Below are 17962 nucleotides of genomic sequence, written 5' to 3'. Positions count from 1 at the left end.
AGTTGATAAAAAACTATTACTTAGAAATTGAGCTTAATAATTTCTAAAATAAGTTTTTTTAAAGCTAAAATATTACTTCCCCCTCTTTCTAACCTTCTAATTAAATAAGCTTTAACATTTTGATTTTTAAACACTTAAAAAGTTTCTTTTGTGTTATAAAGAATGTGTTTTAAGTTATCTAATTATCCAATTAAATTTATTTTTACTTGAAATTTAAAAAGTACCAAAACGTGATTTCTTATAAGTCTAAGTATCAATTATTAACATTTTACAACTTTATCCTAACACGATAAAACTATTAGAGATGATCCTAGAAAAGTTTCTGTACTTTTGATGAATACCTTAAATCACCCATGTTTAAGGTTTACCTATAAATTTAATTAATAATTTTAACTGAATTATAATTATGGAGATTAAAAAGTATTTACCTACAATGATCGATGCAGCAAGAGATGCTGGAATTGCAATCTTAGAAATTTATAATTCAGATGAATTTGAAACTATAAAAAATGATGATGAATTAAATCAAGCCGATTTAAAAGCGCATCGTGCCATTGAAAATAAATTATTAGAAACAGGTTTTCCTATCTTGTCGGAAGACGGAGAAGAGGTTTCTTATGCAGAAAGAAAAGACTGGGAATACTATTGGCTCGTAGATCCTTTAGATGGAACAAAGGAATTTATTAAAAAGAATGATGAGTTTACTGTTAACATTGCTTTAATGCATAATAATGAGCCTATTTTAGGGGTAATTTTCTCACCAGTATTAGATAAACTCTATTTTGGAGGAAAAGAAATGGGAGCGTTCATGGATGAAAATATGGACCCAGAACATCAATTAAAATTAATTAAGAATGAAACTGATATTGTGAGAATAGTAACTTCTCGATCTCATCATAACGAAGAAACTAAAGCATATATATCTAACTATGAAAATGCCGAAGTTATTACGATGGGTAGTTCACTTAAATTTATGTTGATTGCCGATAGCGAAGCAGATTTATATCCTAGGTTTTCTCCTACAATGGAATGGGATACCGCTGCAGCCCACGCTATTTTAAGAGGAATGCAGCTCGATATCGTAAGTACTGAAAATCAACAACCTTTAAAATATAATAAAGAAGATCTTTTGAACCCTAGTTTTATGGTATCCACTTTAAAATAATGAAATAAATTATAGAGAATATTAGCTTAAGATTTCATAATGAATAGGTTTAAAACTTCCATTATTACTATCTTCTGCCGAACATGCGGTTAGTGCCACAATTAAATCCGTTAAGGCTTCGAAAACAATGTAATCACCCGCTTTACTTAGTGGTGCTTCTACAGTTAATTCTCCTTTATTATCCCATTGTACATTCATAAAAATATTAAAGGCGGTAGGAATATCGTCTTTTTCAATTTTAAATTTCTCTAAATTCACATAGAGATTTTCAAAACAACTTGGATGATAATTGGAGTTATCATACATAATTTGAAAAGTTTCAGGACTGCAGGGAGCTAACAAAAAATCATTTCTTCCATTAGTATCTTCTAAAATTTTCATCATTTTATTACTTCGGTTAGACCATAAAAAATCCCCTTTTGTAATCAATAAGCTTTCCTGAAAATCTAAAGTTTTACCAGATGATATTTTTTCTCGCGTATCGTGAGCATTAAATAAAACCATATCACTTACTTGTTCACCTTTAGGATCAATCACTTTTAGTTTTTCTCCTTTTTTCAGTGAAAATGCAGCTCCGCTTTGTTTTTTAATTTCACAAACCATGTTCGTCTTTTAAATTTTTAATTAATGATGTATGTGGACAAGCATCTTTTTGAAGCTTCCCTATAATGTTTTCTATATCTTTTTTATCTGATTTTTGATGCCATTTCCCTATACCCTTTACGGATTGAGGTTCGCACCAAAAACCCGTAATTTGAGAAATATGACTTTCTATTATATGATTTGGAATCTCATCATATTCTAAAGGAGAATCTTGTTTTTTCTCGAAATGATGTACCAAATTTTTTAAAGATTCTCGCAACTCCTTTTCAGTTTGTAATTTAATCTTGCAGTTAATGTGTACTGCAGAGTAATCCCAGGTACTAATATCTTTTTCTCTATACCAAGATGAGGAAATATAAGCATCAGCTCCTTTAAAGATCAATAATGCTTCTGTTCCCTCTTTTAAATATTCATATTGTGGATTATGGTTAGCAATGTGAGAATATAGCCTAAATTTAGTTGAAAAGGAATCTATTAAAATTGGAATATGGGTCGCTAAAAGATGGTCTCCCATCAAAACAAACTCTCCAAAAGGATTTTCTTTTATAAGTTGATGAGCAAATTGAATATCATCTTTCTTATAATGTTTGGGTTGATACATAATACAGTTATCTATTTATGGTGAAAAGGGCATTTCCAATTCTCTTCTACATACCTCCCACTGTACTGATTTGCTTCAGATTTTTCTCCAAAATCTTCTAATACTGGATTTACAGAACCCTGTAATTTTTGGTCTCTTCTTCTAATGCGTTTTTTTACACGTTGGTAAGTTTTCATTTCCCTTAATTTTTCGAATTGCCAATGTAAATTAAACACTAAAGTAGGAAATTTAGTTTGTCGAGCTTTGCGAGATGAATTTGGATGCAAACCTACAATATAAAATGCTCGTCCCTTAAGACTGAAACTAAAATTACTATTTTCTGGATCTGAATTAACACGAGAATCCCATTCATGATCGTCTGCTTCATGAAGATGTTGCAATTGACTCCATAATTTTTCTTCAAATTCTTTTTCAGTCAATTCTTCAGTTTCGTTAGGAAAAGTTGCTATAAATGTAAAGAATTCATTAGAGTCAAAATCGTAATTTTCAATATAGTTTTCTAAATCGATTAGCATTTTACCAACCGATTTTTTTTCTCCAAATCCGTTATATTCATGAAATTCTACTTTATCCATTTTAAAAACTGTTTGAGCCATAATACAAGGATGTCCCTCTTTAATGATCCAGTCTTTAAACCAATTGTAATTTTTTCCCGTTTCCATAATATTAGTTTCTTATAAAAATAACGGGAAGCTTTTTTATTTTAAATTTGATTAAGAATAGTTTAAAATACTTGTAGAAATTTTTAACTTTTTAAGACTGGTTTTAATTATTCTTTAACAAATTTTCATTTTCTCTACTTGATTTATCTAATTGATATAATTCAGTAAAATTGTTATAAAGCAGATATTTTGCAATTAAAAGAATGGGAGAATTCTTTATTTTTCAGGTGTTTTATGAGAAGAATTTGACCACTTATTATTTAATTTACTACCAAAGTACCCGAAAATTAAATTGATAAGAACCACCATAACTGAAAAACCTATTAAAACATTATATAAGCCTAATCCTGCAAGACAGCCGGCTGCTGCACTGCACCAGATAGTTGCTGCTGTTGCTAAACCCCAAATTTTTTCTGATTTTTGTTCTTTTAATATTACTCCAGCTCCTAAAAAACCAACTCCCACAATAATCTGACCTATAATACGAGTAAGATCTGTATTTGGGTGGTTTTGATATAAAAGAGAGATAATTACAAAAACATTGGCTCCCAAAGCCACAAGAATATTTGTTTTTAATCCCGCCGGTTTACCTTTTATTTGACGTTCAATACCCATGCATAAACCTGCAAAAATAGCGGCACCACTTTTAAGTATAAAATCTGTAAAATCTACTTCCATGTCTATGTAATTTAAGTTCCAATAATTTCCCCTCCATTTACATGAATAAACTGTCCTGTAATGTAACTACTCTCCTTACTTGCTAAAAAGACATAAGCTGGAGCTACCTCACTAGGCTGACCTGCCCGCTCTAACAACGTATCTTGACCAAATTTAGTGACATCATCAAAGGTAGCTGGTATTAATGGAGTCCAAATAGGTCCAGGTGCAACTCCATTTACTCTAATTTTTTGTTTAGCAAGCATCTTCGCTAAAGAACGAGTAAAAGTTACAATAGCTCCTTTAGTACTACTATAATCTAATAAATGAGAACTCCCTCTATACGCTGTCACAGAGCTAGTGTTGATAATGCAATCTTCAGCTTTTAAATGTGGTAAAACTGCTTTTACAAAATAAAAGTAAGGATATATATTGGTTTCAAATGTTTTCATTAATTGATCTTCATCAATATCTAAAACATCATCCTTAGGAAACTGAACCGCGGCATTGTTAATTAAAACATTAATTTTCCCAAAATGACTAATGCATTTCTCTACTACCTTTTCGCAAAATTTTTGCTCTCTCACATCTCCTTTTATTAAAAGGCACTCCATACCTTCCTCTTTTACCATATCTCTAGTTGCTTGTGCGTCTTCATTTTCTTCTAAATATACAATGCAAATTTTTGCTCCTTCTCGAGCTAGGTGCACAGCCACACTTCTTCCTATACCACTATCGCCTCCAGTTATAATTGCTACTTTATCTTTTAATTTATCAGAATCTTTATAATCCTCTCTAATTATTTCTGGTACGGGATCCATTTGATGTTGTTCTCCTGGTTGTGACTGACTTTTATCTGGAAATTTTGATGGCTTTCTCATTTTCTTATTTATTTAAAAAGAAGTTTTTTAGTTTTGTCCAAATATTCTTACTTGAAGGTGAAGACTGTTTCTCCTTATTAGCATTGTACTTTTTCTTTGTTGCTTTATCTCCTACAGGATGTTTTTCATGTTGTTCACCGCCTACCATAATTGTGTTTTTTAGTTAGTATTAGAAAGATAAAAATGAAACAGGAAAACAAAATTTCAATTAAACAATTTTTAACTTTATCTTAAATAATATTTATAATTAAGCATAAATTCTTCAGAATATTATAAAAGATATTATTAAGTTTTGAAAATACCTTCCAATTATAAAACCAAAAAAAATCGCTGAAAATAACACTAGAACCATAATTTCTAACACAATAAAGTAAAAGACATTTCTCCCTAATTTATCCTCATTATTATTCAATAAATTGGATGCTTGTTAAACAATCATTTGTAATTAAGCATAACCTATGTGGCCTCAAAAAAATGAAATCTCGTTAGTTATCCCTCACTATGATAGACCTCATCATTTAGATTTAACGCTTAAAGGAATTGAAAAAAACAGCGAACACCCTAAAGAGATTATAATTGTAGAAATGGGGATTCACGAATTAGCTTTAGAAAAATATAATCTCAACATTAAGATAATTTCTCATTATCAAAATAGAGATAATGTTGGTTTTGCTACTGCTAGAAATAAAGGTGCAGAAGCTGCCATTGGAAATATTTTAGCTTTTTTAGATGTAGATTGTATTCCTGAAAAAGATTACTTTAAAGAGCTAAAAAGAATTTGTTCACAACGTGATGGTTTATTTATGGCTCACTCACAATTTCTAACACAACCTGTAAAAAATCTAGATACATTATCAGAAATATCTATTTCTCATCCTGACAAAAATTTTCCTGAAGCTATAGAACTTTGTGAAGATTATACAAAATTTTCTACACTAGGCTTTTTCCTTAAGAAAGATCTATATGAAAATATTGGAGGATTCGATAATTATTATACTGGATATGGGATTGAAGATATTGATTTTGCATTAGCTACAAAAAACAGGCTTTGTCCATTTTATTTAACAAATTTACAAGTATACCATCAACAACACTCATTTTATCGTCCGCCACTTAATCACTTGGAAAGTATTATAAAAAACTCTAATTACTTTAAATCCAAGTGGAGACAATGGCCAATGATGGATTATTTAGAAGAATTTCGCAACAAAGGATATATAGATTGGTCTACTCAACATCTAAATATTAGTGCGCTAAAAAGTCCTTCTTTAGAAGAAATTGAACAAGCTTTAGTTGAGAATGAACCCTTTATATAAACTTATACCTTTGTTTTTTCTTTAAATTTAGAAGGCTTTTTTCCGTATTCTTCTTTAAATATTTTAGAAAAATAACTTACACTGCTAATACCTATCTCTTCAGATATTTGAGAAATATTTAAGTCTGTAGTTTTTAGTAATAATTTGGCACGTTCTAATCTTTTCCTTCTAATATATTTATTAACAGTTAACTGAAAAATGGTCTTAAACCCCATTTGTAGTTTATTAGGGTTAAGCCCTACTCTTTTTGCTAAATTTTCTATGGTTAGAGGCTGAGATAATTCGAGCAGAATTAAAGTTGCAGCATTTTTAATTAGCGTAATTTCAGCTTTACGCAGATTATTTTCTTTGTGCGTAAAATCTGTTTCTTGAATAAATACTAACATATGATGAGACAAAAGTCTATAGGTTTGTCCTTCGAGAAAAATTTTATCAAGAAATTTGTGTGATGTAGGACTATTTATTTCAGAATACATATCGGCTAACTCCAAATTTCTTAATCCTTGGTAATAGAAAAAACTATTTGCTTCTACATCTTGTAAAATATTTTCTAAGGGCAAATTAAAACTTGGGAGATCATAATCTATTTTATGTAAAAACTCTTCCCGAATAACCTCAATCCCAAATATTTTGATTCTTGTATTTTTATTAAATCTAATGGTATAGTGAGAATCACTAGTAGGAGCAACGATGGCATGTTGATATTGAGCTAGAGTATGAGGTTCATTTTGTGATTCAAAATAATGGATTACTTCCCCCTCCAAACAATATATAAATTTTAAGGAATGACATTTTTGTTTAGAAAATTGAAGTTCTAATGTTTTATGAAAACAACAATCCCATTGTAGCAATGCTAAACCGTTTTTAAAAGAATTTACTTTAATTACTCCTTCTCCACTACTTGAAGGGATTTCTAAACTATATTCTCCGCATTTTTCTTTAAAAGTAGTTTTTAGTTCTTTTGCAATATCAATAATGATATGAGGTAGCGATACCGACTTTGTATAAATAAAGTTCATTAATGAATAAAGTGTTTAGAGATAACGTAATGACTTGCAGCGACTAACAATACTTGATTTTATTTTTGATAAAAAAATCAATATTAGCCTCTATTACGATAAATGTTTAGCTCGATGAAAAAAAAGATTAACACAATTGCTACAAACTGCGAATGCTTACTATCAAAAACGACTTAGAAGTTTATTTACAAGAGCAAACAAGAAGAAATTAGTTTTAGGTTAAGAGGGAGAATTTTTCCTTTTAACAGAATACTTTTTTTTAAAAAATAGCATTATTCCGTTAAGGATAAAAGAAGTTCCGTTAGTTAAGATAATTGGCCAGTCTGCTTTCATAATGCCATAAACAGTCCATAACCCCACCCCTATGCATAAAGCTATAAACATATAAGAAGAAATATTTTCAACCTTCTTTTCTTTAAACGTGCGTATAATCTGGGGTAAAGCGGCTAGAGTTGTAAAAATACCTGCGAGAAAACCTATTACTTCTACTAGCATAATTACCTATTTAAATATTTACTGTTAGAAGGTATTCCTTCAACTCCCAAAAGTAATTTATCTTGAAGCTCAGATTTTTCTGAGGAATGAAGTACAGACATATCTCCTGTTGATTCTAATATTACTGCTAAGACTTCACTAAAATGAATAACATTTGCCTCTCTTAATTTGGCTATTAAATCTTCTTCTCCAACATTCGATTTTTCGAGATTTTCATACAAGATTTTACCATCAACCATGAGCATTAAAGGTTTATTGGTAAAAGCTTTTTTAAAACTTTCAAATTTTCTAACACTATAGGAAAAAATAGTTTGAAAGATAATAATTACAGCCAAAGCTAAACCTCCTTTTAATAATGATTGATTTGTATTCATAACTACCGAAGCTAAAATAGAACCTATAGCAATGGTTGATGCAAAATCAAAACTAGACATTTTAGCAAATGTTCTTAAACCAGAAATTCGAGTGATAATGATAATAATTGTAAAAATCACAAAAACACTTATAATCACTTTTAATAATGTAGGAAGCGAAGTGTAGATCCAATTTTCCATAGCTTTTTATTCAGTTTAAGAAATTAATATATAAATCTGTATGAGAGTCTAAGCAAACTAAATATATACAAAATTTCGCGAAACTAGGTATTAATCAAAAATGCTGATAACTCATTCCGCACGGTTTATAACACAATTATTTAGATGCTATAATTATGTTAAAATATATGTATTGGTCTATGTAAAAAAAGAGGCTTATTGTATTTTAGTGAATCATAAAAAGAAAAATGAATAAAAAAGCTTACTTACTATTGCTTATTCCCATTGGGATTTTGGGGGTTCAAGCCTACAAGATTTTAAAAAAAGAAAATGAATTACGTGAAAAAGAAATAGCCATTCAAAGGTTACGTAAAATGGCAGGTTTAGACGACTTTTAAATTTAATTAGAAAATATCTATATTAATTTTGAGAATTTAATCAAAAAGATTTGAATAGAATTATATGTATTTAGAGATGACAGCAAATTCTATCAATACCATTAAATTGTTAAAACGACAATATTGCTAATAATTATGTTAATCGTGTTAATACAACACTAGTCCATATATTAATTTAGAAGAAATTATTCAATTTAATTTAAAATTATAACATTATGAGCAAGAAAGACGAAAAGCAAAAAGAAAATTCTAAAAACACCGAAATGAACCCTCCTAACGCTGGTAAAACTGTACATAGTGAAAAGGATAACTCTACTAAAAAAGGCGTTCAATATAACTCTGGTGACAAGTCTAAAAAATCAGAGTAAATCACTTTTTTGATTTTATAGGGTTTCATTATGAATTAAATAACTGTTTATTTCATTAGCCGAGACCCTATAAAATTTAAATACACAATGCTTCGTCTTTAAGATAAACGTCGAGTACGATGCTTCATATTATCTTATCTCTTCAGTTTCTGTGAAGTATTTATAATTAAATTTTTTTAATCCGTAAATCACATCCCATGAATGATTCTAACCATCACCAAAATAAAAATTCTACCTCAAAATCAAAAGATCTAAAGCAAAATTTAGAACAAGGAAAAGGCAAAACTATGACCACCAATCAAGGGGTTAAAGTAAATGATACCAATAATTCTTTAAAAGCTGGAGAACGCGGAGGCACTCTCTTAGAAGATTTTATTCTAAGAGAAAAAATCACCCATTTTGATCACGAACGTATTCCAGAACGTATTGTACATGCAAGAGGAAGTGGCGCTCACGGTTACTTTGAATTATATGAAAATCAAGAAAAATATACCAAAGCGGGAATATTTACCGATACTTCAAGAAAAACACCCGTATTTGTACGTTTCTCTACCGTTGCCGGAAATAAAGGTTCGGCAGATTTAGCTCGTGATGTTAGAGGTTTTTCAACTAAATTTTATACCGAAGAAGGAATTTTTGATTTGGTAGGAAACAACATGCCTATATTCTTTATTCAGGATGCGATGAAGTTTCCAGATCTAATTCACTCTGTAAAACCTGAACCAGATCGTGATATTCCTCAAGCTGCTTCGGCACACGATACTTTCTACGATTTTGTATCTCACACCACAGAGACTTTACATAATCATATTTGGGTAATGAGCGATCGGGCTATACCTAGAAGTTTTAGAATGATGGAAGGTTTTGGAATACATACTTTTAGGCTTATTAATGCTGAAGGTAAATCACATTTTGTGAAATTTCATTGGAAACCTTTATTAGGAGTTCATTCGGTAACCTGGGACGAAGCTGTTAAAATTCATGGAGCCGATTCAGATTTTCATCGTCGAGATTTATGGGATGCTATTGAAGCTGGTCATTATCCTGAATGGGAATTAGGGTTTCAAATTGTTGCTGAAGAAGATGAACATAAGTTTGATTTTGACCTTCTTGATCCTACCAAATTGATTCCTGAAGAAATGGTCCCTGTACAACGCATAGGAAAAATGACTTTAAATAGAAACCCAGATAATTTCTTTGCGGAAACAGAACAGGTTGCTTTTCATCCAGGGCATTTAGTACCAGGACTTGATTTTACAAATGATCCTTTATTACAAGGAAGACTTTTTTCTTATACCGATACACAATTATCACGTTTAGGAAGTCCTAATTTTCATGAAATTCCTATCAACCGACCTGTAAACGAAGTGCACAACAATCAACGTGATGCACACATGAGAATGACTATTAATAAAGGTAAAACAGCATATTTCCCAAATTCTATTGGAGGAGGTTGCCCTCATCTTGCAAAAATGGCTCAAGGAGGATTTACTTCTTACGAAGAAAGAATTGACGCCAAAAAAGTACGTGATAGAAGCGAAAGCTTTAACGATCATTTCAGTCAACCTGCTCTTTTCTATCGAAGTTTAGAGGATTGGGAAAAAAATCATATTGCTGATGCTTATACCTTTGAAATAGGAAAATGTACTTATGAGCATATAAAGGAGAGAATGCTCTATTTAATTGCACAAATAGACAATGATCTCGCTCAAAAAGTAGCTAAAGGTTTAGGGCTTGAAATTCCAAACAATATTGAACAACCCGTAAATCAAGCTATTGGTGCAGATGCCGATGTTAAAAAACATCAACCTGGACAAAAGAAAAATTATTTAGAGAAATCATCTGCTCTAAGTCAAACTTTTTTAAAAAACGATAGTATTGTAAGTCGTAAAATTGCAGTCCTAGTAAGCGACGGGTTTAGCGGAAAAGAATTAGATACTATGCAAAAAGCTTTAGAAAATAAAGGTGCTGTTGTTAATTTAATTGCTCCGCATGGAGGAGAGGTTTCTTGTGATAAGGATAAAAAACATAAAGTTGACGCAGCTTTATTAACTACAGAAAGTGTGCTATTTGATGCTCTTTATATTCCTGGAGGTGAAAAAAGTATAAAGTCTTTATTAGATGAAGCTAAAGCGAAAAAGTTTATCAATGAATCATTAAAACACTGCAAGCCTATTGCTATAAGTAATGAAGGTGAAGAGCTATTTGATGCAACTTACGGTAAAGATTTTAAAGATGATTCTAGTGTATTTATCAATAAAGACGCAGATAAATTTATTGGAGGTATTGCCCAACATCGTAATTGGGATAGAGAAGAAAAAGCGAAAAACATTCCTGCTTAAATAAACAATTATTAATTATTTAACTAAGGCTATGTTACATACATGGCCTTTAGTTTATATTTTAAAACCATTAATTCCTTTAAAAAATGCAAAACAAGAAAATTTCATATCATCCTATAATTATAGGTACCGCTTTAATTTTGGGTTTGTATTTTTTAATCATGGGTCTTATTCAAATTCAAGGTTTTCTAGCTCCACTAGTAATTGCAGGAGTTTTAAGTTTATTGATTTATCCGCTTTGTAAAAAGTTAGAAAAAACTAGACTTTCAAAATCATTAGCCTGTTTAATTTCATCTATCACCTTATTTATAATTTCCTTAGGTATTCTAGCTATTGTATTTTTCCAATTTCAAGGTTTTATAGAAGAATGGCCTACAATTAAGGAAAATATGAAGCCTAAAATTGAAGAATTAAAAAACTTTGCTATTGAAAATACTCCTATAAATTCTGGAGACATAGAAACTATTACTAGCAATAACGGATTAAGTAGTATTGGTTCTTTAGTTAATAAACCAGGTAGTAAAGCAATGCTTTTCTTAAGTGGTACCAGTGCTTTTATTGCTAATTATCTTTTGGTGTTTATCTATATTTTCTTTTTACTTAGATATAGAAAGCGTTTTCTAATTTTCTTAATAAGATTATTTCCCAATAAACACAAAGATGAAATTGAAGAAACCTCCAGTGAGCTCACACAAGTAATTTCTCAATATTTAATTGGTAAATTATCTCTAATGGGGATTCTTGCCATAGCTTACAGTATAGGATTGGGAATATCTGGAGTAGAAAATTTTATTTTGGTTAGTATTATAGCTTCTCTTCTTACTTTGATTCCTTACATAGGAAATATCATAGGGTTTTGTCTTGCTTTAGCATTTGGTTATTTAGTTTCAGGAGAGATTGGAGTACTCATAGGTGTTATTATAACCTTTACTATTTCTCAATTTTTAGAAAGTTATGTTTTACAACCCTATATTATTGGAGGACGAGTTAACCTTCATCCTTTTTTAGTTATCCTAATGGTTATTTTAGGGAGTGCGATTTGGGGAATTCCAGGAATGATATTAGCTGTTCCACTTACAGCCATCTTCACTACAATTGTATTACACATACCAAGTTTAAAACTGGTGGGAGAATTATTTCAAAATGAGTCAATAAAAAAATCAGATTAAAAAATTCTACTATGCTTACAATTATAAATTCTAGCATTATAGCCACTACAATGATGACATTATTCAGCTATATATATTCTGAATTAAAGGAAGAAAAATTTAAAGAACCACAACTAATCAATATTTTAATCAACCGACTTCCAAAAATATCATTGTCAATCGGAAAAAGTAATCTGTTAGGTTGGATCATACATTATCTAATAGGATTTGTTTTTACTTACCTATTTTTTATTACCTGGGAATTTACAGTACTTTCTGCTTCTTGGTTAAACGGATGCATTTTAGGGTTGCTAGCTGGCATTACAGGTGTTTTAAGTTGGAAAATTGTCTTTTACCTTCATCCAAAACCTCCTTCAATTGAGTTTTCTCATTTCTACTTTCAGTTACTTATAGCGCATATTATTTTTGGTGCAAGTAGTGTTGGTTACTTAAAATTTTTAACCTGATTGTTAATAATAAAACTTAAAGAATCTAGGATATTTAGAGAGTCAGTTGTGTTACAAACGTTTATTTAAATTAAGAAATTATGATGATTAATAAGTTATTTAACATCTCCACCCAAACCTTAGTGTTTATGTTTTTTTGTGCAGTAGGCTTGTATATAGGGATTATCCTATTTACAAAATGGTCTGGCAAACGAAGTTTCTCAAAGATGTCTAGTTTTGATTTTGCCATGACTGTAGCAATTGGATCTTTATTTGCAACTGTAATATTATCTTCTTCGGTTAATCTAACTAAAGGCCTTATCGGATTGGCTATGTTGTACCTTTTACAAATGTCGGTAGCATTATTAAGGAGGTTTAAATTTGTGCAATCTTTAGTTGATAATCGTCCACTTCTATTAATGAACGGAGAAACCATCTTACATGAAAATTTACGGAAAGCGCGCCTTACAGAATCTGATTTACGTGCCAAATTAAGAGAAGCTAAAGTAATTGAGTTGACTGAAATTAGAGCTGTTGTATTTGAAACTACAGGAGGTGTTTCTGTGTTGCATACATCAGATCATTCAAAAACATTGAATAGTTATTTATTAGAAGATGTAAAAGAATAGCAATTAATTTCTAAATTATTTCTTAGCATCACTTTAATTTTATAAAGATGAAATTATTTAATTCAAATATTGATAAGTTTGACAAAGTTGCATTTGTTGGCGGTTTATTAGCTACTATAATTACATCCACTGGTATGTTTTTAATGGGACACGTATCTGGTCTAGAAGCAAAAGATTTAATCACTTCTTCCCTCCCACGACTCAACACCTTTTTTAATACAGTGGTACTGGGATCGGCTACAATTTTAACTCTGTTACTTACTTTGACTAATATTAGTTCAGGTTCACAATCAACTTTAAAAGAAACTTACTATAAGAGAATTCTTAAAATTGCAAAATTAGATGCTAGTGTTTTTATAGTGAGCGTTATCACTTTTTTATTAATGAATAACCCGTTGATAGAGGCAGACAGCATTGATATGAAATACTACAGTTACCTTTATTATGTATGGTCCTCTATTTCTAGCATTGTGTGCGGTGCCATTGTTGCAGTAATTATTATGCTATATTTTACCATTACCACACTTATTTCTATTGTAGGCTTAAAAGTAGAAGATCACCCTGAATTACAAGATGAGGATGAATGATTTTTATGCTGTATTAAATTGAACTAACTTGTATAGATAAATCGCACCCATCTACAGGGGTTAAAATAATTCATTCCAAGAAATTCTTAAAAAGTTCCTACTACACCTATTTGAGTTCCTCCAAAGCGTAATTGCCAAGAGACCCTAGATTGTTTTTTTTCAGCTTGAGTTAGGTCTTCATTCATAGCCTTATCTAAATAGTTATCTACAGCATCTACAACAAAAACAGTAAGTGCTGTACTTAAAGCTACATCGGTAAGCCAATGTGCCTCTGACCATAAACGAGATACAGGTGAAACCATACCTGCACCAATTAAAGCTCCTTTTACCCAAATATTATCAAACTGCTTAGATAAAGCATAAAAGGTGGTAAATGAAAGTATAGTATGTCCCGAAGGAAATGAATGATATCCTCCTTCACTACTAAAAGGCTTAAAAGATAAACTCCCCCCAGCGTTAGGTCTTGCTCTACCAGCTACCGTTTTACTTACAGTTTGGATAAGACCAGCAGCACTTGCAGAAGTAATCATTAATATTCCTGTTTTTCGAAGTTTTTTATTTTTTGTAAATAAGCCAGCTAAATAAATAGCACTATTTACTCCGTAATTATTTTGAGGACTTCCAAAATACCAACCAAAATCTTTAATAATACTAGGTATATCTTCTGATTGATCATCAAAATACCTATTAGCTCTTTCATCTAAAATATTTAATCCTGCTGTACCTACAATTACACCTCCTAAAACTGCAAAATCGTCTTGATCCCACTCTAAAGGTCGCGTGTAAACATGTTTAAATCCTCCCCACATAAGTCTAGCATCATTCTTAGCTAATCCCCAGGTGGTGGTCTCTTTCTTATTAGATAGCTCTAATTTATTCTCTTGTGCAGTTGTAATTTGTATGGTGAAAAAAATACTTAATAGTAAAAGAAAAGACTTCATCATATAGAGTGTTTTAGAGATCTATTAAAAAGGGTTGATAACAGTTTATAAAATACTTAATTATTGAAATAATTATCAGACAAAAATACGAATAACATATTATAAATGAAGAAAAGATATATTTCTTTAAAGTTAGCTCTAAAAAAGCTAAAAAAATTATTTAACAAATAGCCACTCATTTTAAACTTAACTTCAGAAAAAAGTATTTTGATTGAATATATGAATCTGAAAAAATTGAGATACAAATGCTATGCATTACGGTAAGCCGTAAGGAAAGTCTAGTAAAGTTTTAAATTTTTGTAAGGATAGTAATCCCCAAAAAATTAAAACTTGAATCCCTTACTCCCCTTTCTATTAACTCCAATACTCAGTATAATTTTTGTAAGCAACATTATAAATAATTATACTACTCAACCTTTGACGAATGAATTAACTCACCGTACAAAAAAACTAGAATTAAATGAACCTAGTAAATTAAAAGATAGTGGCTATGTAGTAATTAATTTAAAAAGAATTCATTTTTCAGTAAAAAAAGAACAGTAATTTAAACTAAGCTTATACCACAAATTACGTTTGTATTATACCTCAAAGAAAATGATAAACTGCTTTGTATTCATTTACGAATAATAAATGTAAAACTTAATAAAACACTGTTCTAAGTACTCATATATCTATTTTAATCTAATAGATTAAGACGACAGAATTTTAAATTTTAGTTTGTATTTTCGAGGAATGAAAAAAAGCTATATTTCATTCCTTTTTTTATGCTTTTATTTAGTAGCATTTATTACTCCATTTTCCGTTAAGGGACAAGAGCAATTAAAAGATAGTTCTTCCTATTATCAAAAACTTTATTTAACTAGCCAAAATACTGAGTCTCTTTTAAAAGCCTATGATTTTTTTGATAGGTCACAACAAATAGCACACTCTCAAGATAAAAAACTAAAGGAAGCTTTAGCTTATAACCATCAAGCTATAATTCAGAAAAAATTAGGATTTTTAGTCGATAGCGAACAATCTGCTATAGAAGCTTTAAAACTCTTAGAAGAAGTTAAAACTACCTCTACTCAAGTTAAGCAAATTCAACTGAGCTTAAATAATCATTTAGGTAAAACCTACAGAGAATATAAAAATTACTCTAAAGCACGCTCCTATTATCAAAAAGCGCTCACTTTAACCGACTCTGATAAATATAAAATTACCTTAATTAATAATTTGGGAGTAACTTATGCCAAAGAAAATAATTATCCCGAAGCTACAAATTACTTAAGAAAAGCCTATCAATTGAGCTTGCAATCTAAAGACATTATTCAGCAAGCAAGAGCTTTAGATAATCTAGGAGTTTTACAAACCCGACAAGAACATCCAGATGCCTTAACACATTTAAACCAAGCTTTAGAATTACGAGATTCAATAGGTTTTACGGGTGCACTACTCACCAGTTACCTTCATCTAGGCACTTACTTTAAGCATAATAATGATCTAGAAACTGCTAAAATATGGATAGAAAAGGCTAGCCAACTTGCTCAAGAAACGCAAAATATACCTGCAATTGAAGAAGTTCTAACTTTAAAAATGGATCTTAAAAATGATATAGACTATCAAGCTTTAAAACATATAAAAGATAGTATCGCGTTCGCGGAAATCACTGCTGCTAATAAATACATATCTTTTAAATATGAGAAAGCAAAAGAAAAAGAACGTGCCGATTTAAATGAACTTTTAAAAGAACGGGAGCAAAAAAAGAAAATATTTTATCAAAGTGGCGGTCTTCTATTATTGGTAATTTCTATTGCTACCTTTTTTATTCTTAAAATGCGGCATAGACGTGATAAATTAAATGAAGTTATTAAAAGTGAAGGGAGAATTGCTAAAAAAATTCATGATGAAGTAGCAAACGATGTTTATCAATTAATGACAAAAGTGCAAACACAAACATTATCTCCAACCACTCACCCGTGGTTAGATGATTTAAACCAAATCTATAATAAAACAAGAGATATCTCTAGAGAAAACAGTGTACTCCTGCTTGAAGAACCTTTTGATGTCATACTTCAAAACTTATTTTTAAACTTTAAAACTAACGAAACTTCTATTGTTCATACTCCTCTATCCAAAGTCAATTGGAAAAACTTATCTAAAGTAAAAAAAATAACTATTTACCGTGTATTGCAAGAGTTATTAATCAATATGAAAAAGCACAGCCAAGCTAAATTAGTCGTTTTTAAGTTTGAACAAAATAGCTCAAAAATATTTATTACTTATAAGGATAATGGTTTAGGAACTCTCTTAAAAGATAAAAATGGTTTGCATTATGCGGAAACCCGTATGCAGTCTATTGGAGGAAGTATTACTTTTGATACACAACCTCAACAGGGTTTTAAAGCCGTATTAAAACTGTAGTTTATGTTTACAAAAGTATTAGTAGCCGAAGATCTAAAAAGCATCAATCATGGTGTTATAAGTGTATTAGATAAATTAAATATTAAAAATAGAGTTGATTCTCAATATTGCGATGATGCCTATCTTAAACTTAAACGTTCATTTATAGACGAAGAACCTTTTCAATTATTAATTACCGATCTTTCCTTTAAAAAAGATTACCGAAACGAAGAATTAAAAGGTGGTGAAGAACTTATCGCAAAAATTAAAAAGGAATATCCTCAATTAAAGATAATTGCCTACTCTATAGAAGATAGAGCACAAAAAATCAATTCTCTTTTTACACAGTTAAAAATAGATGCTTATGTATGTAAAGGGAGAAAAGGCTTACAAGAACTAGAACAAGCCATTCTTAACGTTTATAATAATAAAACTTTCCTATCTCTAGAGGTAAAAGATGCTATTTCAGATCCGAATCAGTTAGAAATAGATGACCTTGATTTAGAAATTATTAGTGCTTTATCAAAAGGATTATCACAAGAACAAATTTCTTCTTTACTAAAAGCAAAGAATATGAGTCCTAATAGTTTAAGTACTATAGAAAAACGACTTAATAAATTACGTATACAGTTTCAGGCTAATAATGTAACTCACCTTGTAAGCATGTTAAAAGATTTAGGTTTTATATAAAAGAGAGTTATTTAACAATTTTATAGCAGGTAAATAATTCTGTTCTAAATTGGTTTTATCAGTCAAATAAAAATTCTTTATTTCAAAATTACTACTTGA

Annotated in this window: 21 protein-coding genes; 11 read left to right on the top strand and 10 right to left on the bottom strand. The window is 30.2% G+C overall.

Translation table 11 applies throughout. The features are described from left to right. The first annotated feature begins 406 nt into the window (after window positions 1-406). Window positions 407-1165: a 3'(2'),5'-bisphosphate nucleotidase CysQ gene (cysQ, locus tag LX95_RS09035; RefSeq protein ID WP_111541112.1), complete on the top strand. Its 759-nt coding sequence runs from the start codon at window positions 407-409 to the stop codon at window positions 1163-1165. 21 nt (window positions 1166-1186) lie between these two features. Here the strand turns inward: cysQ and LX95_RS09030 are convergent, their stop codons facing one another. The 6 genes from LX95_RS09030 to LX95_RS14615 all read right to left on the bottom strand — a co-directional run bounded on the left by LX95_RS09030 (window position 1187) and on the right by LX95_RS14615 (window position 4717). Continuing rightward, window positions 1187-1768, bottom strand: coding sequence for a DUF1989 domain-containing protein (locus LX95_RS09030; protein ID WP_111541111.1), 582 nt, complete (start codon window positions 1766-1768; stop codon window positions 1187-1189). Beyond that, window positions 1758-2369, bottom strand: coding sequence for an FMN-binding negative transcriptional regulator (locus tag LX95_RS09025; RefSeq protein ID WP_111541110.1), 612 nt, complete (start codon window positions 2367-2369; stop codon window positions 1758-1760). Before LX95_RS09025 ends, LX95_RS09030 begins: the two co-directional genes overlap by 11 nt. Window positions 2370-2380: 11 nt before the next feature. Then, entirely contained in the window at window positions 2381-3031 is a 651-nt protein-coding gene (gene gntA / locus LX95_RS09020) for a guanitoxin biosynthesis heme-dependent pre-guanitoxin N-hydroxylase GntA (protein WP_111541109.1), read from the bottom strand. Between the two features lie 216 nt (window positions 3032-3247). Then, on the bottom strand, window positions 3248-3709 hold the full coding sequence (locus tag LX95_RS09015) for an MgtC/SapB family protein (RefSeq protein WP_111541108.1): 462 nt from the start codon (window positions 3707-3709) through the stop codon (window positions 3248-3250). Window positions 3710-3720: 11 nt separating this feature from the next. Beyond that, window positions 3721-4569 (bottom strand): SDR family oxidoreductase, encoded by an 849-nt coding sequence (locus LX95_RS09010; protein WP_111541107.1) that lies wholly within the window; start codon window positions 4567-4569, stop codon window positions 3721-3723. A 4-nt stretch (window positions 4570-4573) separates the two neighbouring features. After that, on the bottom strand, window positions 4574-4717 hold the full coding sequence (locus tag LX95_RS14615) for a hypothetical protein (protein WP_170116599.1): 144 nt from the start codon (window positions 4715-4717) through the stop codon (window positions 4574-4576). 310 nt (window positions 4718-5027) lie between these two features. Between LX95_RS14615 and LX95_RS09005 the strand changes: the two genes are divergently transcribed. Next, on the top strand, window positions 5028-5885 hold the full coding sequence (locus LX95_RS09005; RefSeq protein ID WP_111541106.1) for a glycosyltransferase family 2 protein: 858 nt from the start codon (window positions 5028-5030) through the stop codon (window positions 5883-5885). 2 nt (window positions 5886-5887) lie between these two features. Here LX95_RS09005 and LX95_RS09000 read toward each other — a convergent pair whose 3' ends face one another. The 3 genes from LX95_RS09000 to LX95_RS08990 form a co-directional block, all read right to left on the bottom strand. Further along, entirely contained in the window at window positions 5888-6904 is a 1017-nt protein-coding gene (locus LX95_RS09000; protein ID WP_111541105.1) for a helix-turn-helix domain-containing protein, read from the bottom strand. Window positions 6905-7123: 219 nt separating this feature from the next. Then, entirely contained in the window at window positions 7124-7399 is a 276-nt protein-coding gene (locus tag LX95_RS08995; RefSeq protein WP_245924749.1) for a SemiSWEET transporter, read from the bottom strand. 2 nt (window positions 7400-7401) lie between these two features. Continuing rightward, window positions 7402-7953 carry a DUF421 domain-containing protein gene (locus tag LX95_RS08990; RefSeq protein WP_111541103.1) on the bottom strand — a complete coding sequence of 184 codons (552 nt, stop codon included), beginning with the start codon at window positions 7951-7953 and terminating at the stop codon, window positions 7402-7404. Window positions 7954-8180: 227 nt separating this feature from the next. On the opposite strand from LX95_RS08990, the gene LX95_RS14610 reads away from it, so the two are divergent. The 7 genes from LX95_RS14610 (at window position 8181) to LX95_RS08965 (ending at window position 13850) form a co-directional block, all read left to right on the top strand. After that, entirely contained in the window at window positions 8181-8330 is a 150-nt protein-coding gene (locus LX95_RS14610) for a hypothetical protein (protein WP_170116598.1), read from the top strand. Between the two features lie 215 nt (window positions 8331-8545). After that, on the top strand, window positions 8546-8698 hold the full coding sequence (locus tag LX95_RS14605) for a hypothetical protein (RefSeq protein WP_170116597.1): 153 nt from the start codon (window positions 8546-8548) through the stop codon (window positions 8696-8698). A 197-nt stretch (window positions 8699-8895) separates the two neighbouring features. Next, window positions 8896-11040: a catalase gene (locus LX95_RS08985; RefSeq protein ID WP_111541102.1), complete on the top strand. Its 2145-nt coding sequence runs from the start codon at window positions 8896-8898 to the stop codon at window positions 11038-11040. An 86-nt stretch (window positions 11041-11126) separates the two neighbouring features. After that, window positions 11127-12209, top strand: coding sequence for an AI-2E family transporter (locus LX95_RS08980; RefSeq protein WP_111541101.1), 1083 nt, complete (start codon window positions 11127-11129; stop codon window positions 12207-12209). Window positions 12210-12220: 11 nt separating this feature from the next. Beyond that, window positions 12221-12655: a hypothetical protein gene (locus LX95_RS08975; protein ID WP_111541100.1), complete on the top strand. Its 435-nt coding sequence runs from the start codon at window positions 12221-12223 to the stop codon at window positions 12653-12655. Window positions 12656-12735: 80 nt separating this feature from the next. Continuing rightward, window positions 12736-13263: a DUF421 domain-containing protein gene (locus LX95_RS08970; protein ID WP_317047025.1), complete on the top strand. Its 528-nt coding sequence runs from the start codon at window positions 12736-12738 to the stop codon at window positions 13261-13263. A gap of 47 nt (window positions 13264-13310) precedes the next feature. Next, window positions 13311-13850 (top strand): hypothetical protein, encoded by a 540-nt coding sequence (locus tag LX95_RS08965; RefSeq protein ID WP_111541099.1) that lies wholly within the window; start codon window positions 13311-13313, stop codon window positions 13848-13850. A gap of 86 nt (window positions 13851-13936) precedes the next feature. On the opposite strand, the gene LX95_RS08960 is transcribed toward LX95_RS08965, so the two are convergent. Then, window positions 13937-14794, bottom strand: coding sequence for a phosphatase PAP2 family protein (locus LX95_RS08960; RefSeq protein WP_111541098.1), 858 nt, complete (start codon window positions 14792-14794; stop codon window positions 13937-13939). Between the two features lie 729 nt (window positions 14795-15523). Here LX95_RS08960 and LX95_RS08955 point away from each other — a divergent pair. Both LX95_RS08955 and LX95_RS08950 read left to right on the top strand, forming a co-directional pair. After that, window positions 15524-17194, top strand: coding sequence for a tetratricopeptide repeat-containing sensor histidine kinase (locus LX95_RS08955; RefSeq protein ID WP_111541097.1), 1671 nt, complete (start codon window positions 15524-15526; stop codon window positions 17192-17194). A gap of 3 nt (window positions 17195-17197) precedes the next feature. Next, entirely contained in the window at window positions 17198-17863 is a 666-nt protein-coding gene (locus LX95_RS08950; RefSeq protein ID WP_111541096.1) for a DNA-binding response regulator, read from the top strand. The last annotated feature ends 99 nt before the right edge of the window (window positions 17864-17962 follow it).

Source organism: Mesonia algae (assembly GCF_003253545.1).
Classification (GTDB): domain Bacteria; phylum Bacteroidota; class Bacteroidia; order Flavobacteriales; family Flavobacteriaceae; genus Mesonia; species Mesonia algae.
The sequence above is the reverse complement of the archived record's forward strand: the minus strand, read 5'-3'. Positions and strand labels throughout refer to the sequence as shown.